The following is a 6,081-nucleotide window of genomic DNA, read 5'->3' as shown; positions in this document are numbered from 1 at the left end:
GGGCTGGCGCTGGCCGGCGGGCTGGAGCGCGCGCCGCTGCTGATCGCCTGGTTCGGCCTCGGCAGCATCGCCATGCGCGGCGCGGGCTGCGTGTGGAACGATATCGTGGACCGCGACCTCGACGCGCAGGTGGAGCGCACGCGCGATCGACCTGTGGCCTCGGGCCTTATCCCGGTGCGGGCGGCGCTGGCCTTTGCCGTGGCGCTGTCGCTGGTTGGCCTGATCGTGCTGCTGCAGCTGCGGCCGTTCGCGCAGGCCATCGCCCTGGCCAGCCTGATCCCCGTTGCGGCCTATCCCTTCATGAAGCGGATCACGTGGTGGCCGCAGGCCTGGCTGGGCCTCACCTTCAACTGGGGGGCGCTGGTGGGCTGGGCGGCGGTGGCCGAGCCGTCGGCGACCATGTGGCTGCTGTGGGCTGGCGGCATCGCCTGGACGCTGGGCTATGACACGATCTACGCCCTGCAGGACATCGAGGATGATGCGCTGGCCGGCATCAAGAGCTCTGCCCGCGCCCTCGGCTCCCGGGCGCGCACCGGGGTGGCCGGCTTCTATGCGCTGGCGCTGATTCTGTGGGGAATGGCGATGTGGAGCCACGCGGGGCAGGCGCTGGCGGTGGCGGCGCTGCTGCCGCTCGCCGCGCAACTGGCCTGGCAGGTGGTTCGGCTGGCCGATGCGACGCCGGCCAATGCACTGCGCCTGTTCCGATCGAACCGGCTGGCCGGCGCGCTGCTGGCTGCGGCCTGCGCAGCGGTGGGGCTGGCCTGAGAGCCGTAGCGGCCCTGCGGGCGATCATTCCTGGGGCCGTCCGCAAAGCTGCGGGCCTGCAACGCTCTGGTTGCAGGCCCGCGCGCCCCCGCTTGGCCGGCTGGCCCACCCGTCACCGACCCCAATGCCTGGCTCTATGCCTTCTGGCGATGGCAAGGGATTGCATGAAAGCGACAAAAAGTGCCGCGCCGTGCTGCGGCGGCTTTGGCGCGTGACAGGTTCAAGCTGCGCTCCTACATCTGGCGGCATGCTGAGCCCTGATGCTGCCCTCGACCGGCTTGATGCCGCCCTTGCCGCCGCCCGTGCCGCCGGTGCCGATGCCGCCGATGCCGTCTATGTCGGGGATGCCGCCGCCCATGTTTCGGTGCGGCTCGGCAAGCTGGAAGACACCGGCCGCGCCGAAGGCGAGGAGGTTGGCCTCCGCGTGTTCGTCGGCCAGCGATCGGCCAGCGTGTCCTCCTCTGATCTGACGCCCGCTGCGCTGGCCGAGGCCGCCAGCCGCGCGGTTGCCATGGCCCGCCTGGCGCCCGAAGACCCCTATGCCGGCCTGGCGCCCGAAGACCGGCTGGCGAAAGGCGAGCTGCCTGACCCTGACATCGACGACCCGACGGAGGTGGGCGCCGCCCAGCTGAAGGAACGCGCGCTGGCCTGTGAGGATGCGGCGCGCGCTGTCGCTGGCATCACCAACAGCGAGGGCGCTTCGGCCAGCGCCGGCGCGGTGGTGATGGCGCTGGCCACCTCCACCGGCTTTCGCGGCGCCCGCCGCTCCACCAGCCACGGCCTGTCCGCCTCGGTCGTCGCCGGCAGCGGCGGCGACATGCAGCGCGATTATGCCTGGCACAGCGCCCGTTACCTCGCCGACGTGGAGGCCGCCGACACCATCGGGACGCGCGCCGGGCGCCGCGCGGTGGCCCGCCTGAACCCGGTGAAGCTTGCCTCCGCACAACTGCCGGTGCTGTTCGATCCCCGGGTGTCGGCCTCGCTGCTGGGCCACCTGGTGGGCGCCATCACCGGCAGCGCCATCGCTCGCGGCACCAGCTTCCTGAAGGACCGGCTGGGGCAGCGCATCCTGCCCGTCGGCCTTCATGTCATCGATGATCCGCTGCGCCACCGCGGCCTCAGGAGCCGGGCCTTCGACGGCGAGGGGCTGGCCACGGCGCGCACCGCCCTGGTGGAAGATGGCATTCTCACCACCTGGTTGCTCGACGTGGCGAGCGCCCGCCAATTGGGCCTGACGCCCTCCGGCCATGCCAGCCGCGGTACCTCCGGGCCGCCCGGCGCCGGCACCAGCAACCTGCACCTGGAGGGCGGAACCGTGCCGCGCGCCGACCTCATCGCCGGCATCAAGCGCGGCGTGCTGGTCACCGAGCTGATCGGCATGGGGGTCAACGGCCTCACCGGCGATTACAGCCGCGGTGCCAGCGGTTTCCTGATCGCGGACGGCGAGATCGCCGGGCCGGTGGCGGAGATCACCATCGCGGGCAATCTCACCGACATGTTCGCCCGGCTGGTGGCCGCCGACGATCTCGCCTTCCGCCATGCCAGCAATGCCCCCACCCTGCTGATCGACGGGATGACGGTGGCGGGCAGTTGAGCCCGTCCAGCCTCCACGAACGGGCCAGCGACCTGGCGCTGGCCGTCGAGATCGCCAGCAATGCCGGCGACATCGCGCTCGACCGCTTCGGCCACGACCGCGCCGGCTGGGATAAGGCCGACGGCAGCCCGGTCAGCGCCACCGATCTCGCCGTCAACGCCTATCTGAAGGGCGTGATCGCCGCCGCCCGCCCCGATGACGGCTGGCTGTCGGAAGAATGTGCCGACAGCGAGGCAAGGCTGCACAAGCGCCGGCTGTGGGTGGTGGACCCGATCGATGGCACCCGCGATTTCCTGCGCGGCCGCAGCGGCTGGGCGGTGTCGGTGGCGCTGGTCGAGGATGGCGCCGTGACCGTGGGCGTGCTGGCGGCGCCGGCGCAGGATCGGCTCTATGCCGCCAGTGCCGGCGCCGGCGCCACCCTGAACGGCAAGCGGCTGCAAGTGTCGGGCCTCGCCACGCTCGATGGCGTGCGGCTGCCGATGGATGCCGCCAACCTCACGGCCAGCTATTGGCCCTCGCCCTGGCCGGGCACGGCGGTGGCCAAGCCGAACAGCCTGGCCTTGCGCATGGCGATGCTGGCCAGCGCCGAAGCCGATGCCTGGGCCGAGGGGCGCACGATCCCGGAATGGGATGTCGCTGCCGCCAGCCTGATCCTGGCCGAAGCCGGCGGCACCATCAGCGACCGCCACGGCGCGCCGCTGCGCTTCAACCGGCCCCGGCCCCTGATTGCCGGGCTGGCCGCGGCGACGCCGGCACTGCATGGCGAGGTGCTCTTCCGGCTCGATCATGCGCTCAAGGCCTTTGCGGCGCGCCGCCAGCGCGCCTAGCCGCCCGGCAGAGCGTTTCCCGCACTTCAGGCAGGCTTGCACCGCCCCGCCACCCACCGCACAGTGGCGGCGCCCCTGGGGAGGGGGACACGTGCAGCTCAAACGCCGGACACTGGCCGCCTTTGCCGCGCCCTGCCTGCCGTTGACCGGGGTGGGCTTGCCGCTGGTTGTCTATCTGCCGCCCTATTATGCCGGCACGCTGGGGCTCGACCTCGCCATGACCGGCATCCTGTTTTCCGCCGTGCGCTGGATCGACCTGCCGCTCGACATCGTCTTCGGCCACTGGATTGACCGGACGAAAACGCGCTTCGGCCGCTTCCGGCCATGGCTGGGGGTGGCGGCGCTGTTCCTGGTGCTGGGGTTGGCCATGGTGTTCTTCGCCGATCCCGGCCTGACGCCGCTGCGCGCCTTCCTCGGCCTGTTCCTGCTCTATGGCGGCTTCTCGGCGGCGCAGGTGGCGCACACCAGCTGGGGGCAGGCCCTTTCGACCGATTATCACGAGCGCAGCCGTATCTTTGGCTGGTGGCAGGGCTTCAACATGCTGGCGCTGATCAGCCTGCTCGCCGTGCCGCCGCTGGCCAACGCGCTGGGGCCGCGCTGGGGGCTTGAACCCTCGGCGGCGCTGGGCGTCCATGCCATGGGCTGGGTGCTCATTGCGCTGGTGGCGCCCACCTTCATCGCGGCGCTGTGGGCGGTGCCGGACCGGGCGTCAGCCCATGCCAGCCCGCACGGCTGGGCCGACATCAAGGCCGCCCTCAAGCGCCCGCTGCTGCAGCGCCTGTTGCTGATCGACCTGTTCGCCAGCCTGCCGCCGGGCTTTGGCGGCGCGCTGCTGGTGTTCTTCTTCGAGGCGGCGCGCGGCTTTTCCGTCACCGAGGCGCGGCTGTTGCTGCTGTTCTATTTCGCCGCTGGGCTGATCGGTGCACCGCTGTGGGGCTGGGTGGCGCGGCGCACGTCAAAGCACATGGCGGTGGCCTGGGCGATCGGCAGCTATGCCGTGCTGCACGCCATGCTGGTGTTGATGCCGTCGGGCGGCTTCTGGGTGGCGGCGACAGGCATGCTGCTGGCCGGCCTGCCGGCGGTGGCGCCGCCCTTCCTGGTGCGCGCCATGCTGGCCGACGTGACCGACGCGGAAACGCTGGAGAGCGGGCGCAGCAACGCCGGGCTCTATTATGCCGTGCTGGTGGGGGTGCAGAAGCTCGGCTATGCCATCCCGGTCGGCCTCGCCTATATCGTGCTCGACATGGTGGGATTTGATGCCAAGCTGGGCACCGCCAACACGCCGCAGGCCATCGACGGCCTGGTGTTGCTTTTCCTGATCCCGCCCATCCTGGCCGCACTCGCGGCCGCCTGGCTGGCCCGGGGCTGGACCATCGACCGCGCCGCGCAGGCGCGCATCATCGCCGCACTCGACAGCAAGGGAGTTACACCATGAAGCTCTACGACAGCATCGGCCCCAATCCGCACGTGGTGCGCATGGCCATGGCCGAAAAGGGCATTACGCTGCCCACCGAAACCATCGACATCATGGCCGGCGCCAATCGCAGCGGCGCTTACATCACCAAGGTGCCGGCGGGCGGCACCCCGGCGCTGGAACTGGACGATGGCCGCACGATCAGCGAGATCACCGTTATCGCCGAGTATCTGGAGGAGCTTCACCCCACGCCGGCGCTCATCGGCAACACGCCCGAGGAGCGCGCCGAAACCCGCCGCTGGGTGCGCATCATCGATCTGGGTTATTGCGAACCCATGGCCAACGGATTTCGCGCCACCCAGGGCCGGCCGATGTTCGAACCGCGCTTCCCGATCGTGTCGGAAAGTGCCGGCGAGGAGCTGAAGGCCATCGCCGCCAAGAAACTGCTGTGGCTCGATGCGCTGATGACGGGTGACTTCGTGTGCGGCAGCCGCTTCACGCTGGCCGACATATTACTGTTCTGCTTCATCGAGTTCGGCGGCGCCGTGGGCCAGCCTCTGCCGGCCGGGCTGAAGTGGCTGCCGGCCTGGCGCGAGCGGGTGGCGGCGCGGCCCAGCGCCAAGGCCTGATTCCGGGGCCTGACCCTAGATCTCGATAAGGTGGTCCGGCAACTCGTTGGGGTTGTCGGCAGCCGGCGGCAGGTGGTGGGCAAGCACGGCGCCGGCGCGCTCGATGGCGGCAATCAGGCCGTCTGCGGCGCGCCCGGCCCTGATGCCGTCCACCAGCACAGTCACCGTTTCGGCCCAGGCCTCTGGCGCCACCTTCTCGAACACGCCGGCATCGGTGATCACCTCGGCCACATGCTCGGGCTCATCGACATAGAGGAGGATGCCGGTGCGCCCCGCCGTGGCATCCAGCGAGCGGGCGCGGAATTGGGCGGTGGCATCGGCGTGCACGCGGTCCCGCCGCTGGCCTGCAGGGGTGAGCATGCGGGCCAGAGCCGTGAAGTGAAGCAGTGCGGCGACGGCCAGGAACAGCAGCAGCTGCACCAGCACAAAGCCCTCCACGGCATGATCGATGCGGCTTGTCACGTCCTGCTCACCCCAATCGGCGAGCAGGACACCGGGCTGCCAGCCCATGAGCACGGCGGCCAGCGGCAAGGTGAAGGCCGCGAGCGCCGCCACGGTGAGCGCGGTGGCCGGATAGCGGCGCACGCGGGTGGAAACGATCACCACGATCTCGCCGCTGGTCTGCGCCTCGGCGGCATGGATGGCGGCCGCGATGCGGGCACGATCCTGGGCGTCGAACAGCATCACCAGCCTCCCGAGGCGCCGCCGCCCCCGCCGGAGCCGCCACCACCGCTGAAGCCGCCACCCCCGAAGCCGCCGCCCCCGAAACCGCCGCCGCCGCCGCTCCAGCTGCCGCCCATGCCGGCGCCCCAGATGATCACCGGGCCGCGCCGCCGGCCGCGCCCGCCGGCA

General features: G+C 71.1%; 6 protein-coding genes. 5 read left to right on the top strand and 1 reads right to left on the bottom strand.

Annotated features, from left to right (window positions below):
* The 5 genes from GJV64_RS10370 to GJV64_RS10350 all read left to right on the top strand — a co-directional run.
* On the top strand, positions 1-765 hold a 765-nt coding region (locus tag GJV64_RS10370; protein WP_164157160.1), incomplete at its 5' end, for a 4-hydroxybenzoate octaprenyltransferase.
* Positions 766-1,012: 247 nt separating this feature from the next.
* A complete protein-coding gene (locus GJV64_RS10365) occupies positions 1,013-2,359 on the top strand; it encodes a TldD/PmbA family protein (protein ID WP_164157159.1) in 1,347 nt (448 codons plus the stop codon).
* On the top strand, positions 2,356-3,186 hold the full coding sequence (locus tag GJV64_RS10360; RefSeq protein ID WP_235927695.1) for a 3'(2'),5'-bisphosphate nucleotidase CysQ: 831 nt from the start codon (positions 2,356-2,358) through the stop codon (positions 3,184-3,186). Before GJV64_RS10365 ends, GJV64_RS10360 begins: the two co-directional genes overlap by 4 nt.
* Positions 3,119-4,621, top strand: a complete 1,503-nt coding sequence (locus GJV64_RS10355; protein ID WP_328799175.1) for an MFS transporter — start codon at positions 3,119-3,121, stop codon at positions 4,619-4,621. Before GJV64_RS10360 ends, GJV64_RS10355 begins: the two co-directional genes overlap by 68 nt.
* On the top strand, positions 4,618-5,229 hold the full coding sequence (locus GJV64_RS10350; protein ID WP_164157157.1) for a glutathione S-transferase family protein: 612 nt from the start codon (positions 4,618-4,620) through the stop codon (positions 5,227-5,229). The genes GJV64_RS10355 and GJV64_RS10350 overlap by 4 nt, the downstream gene beginning before the upstream one ends.
* A gap of 15 nt (positions 5,230-5,244) precedes the next feature.
* Here GJV64_RS10350 and GJV64_RS10345 read toward each other — a convergent pair whose 3' ends face one another.
* A complete protein-coding gene (locus tag GJV64_RS10345) occupies positions 5,245-5,913 on the bottom strand; it encodes a TPM domain-containing protein (RefSeq protein ID WP_164157156.1) in 669 nt (222 codons plus the stop codon).
* Between the last annotated feature and the right edge of the window lie 168 nt (positions 5,914-6,081).

Source organism: Sandarakinorhabdus rubra, assembly GCF_010994245.1.
GTDB classification, from domain to species: Bacteria; Pseudomonadota; Alphaproteobacteria; order Sphingomonadales; family Sphingomonadaceae; genus Sandarakinorhabdus; species Sandarakinorhabdus rubra.
Note: the sequence above shows the minus strand (reverse complement) of the source record. Positions and strands in the feature narration are given on the sequence as shown.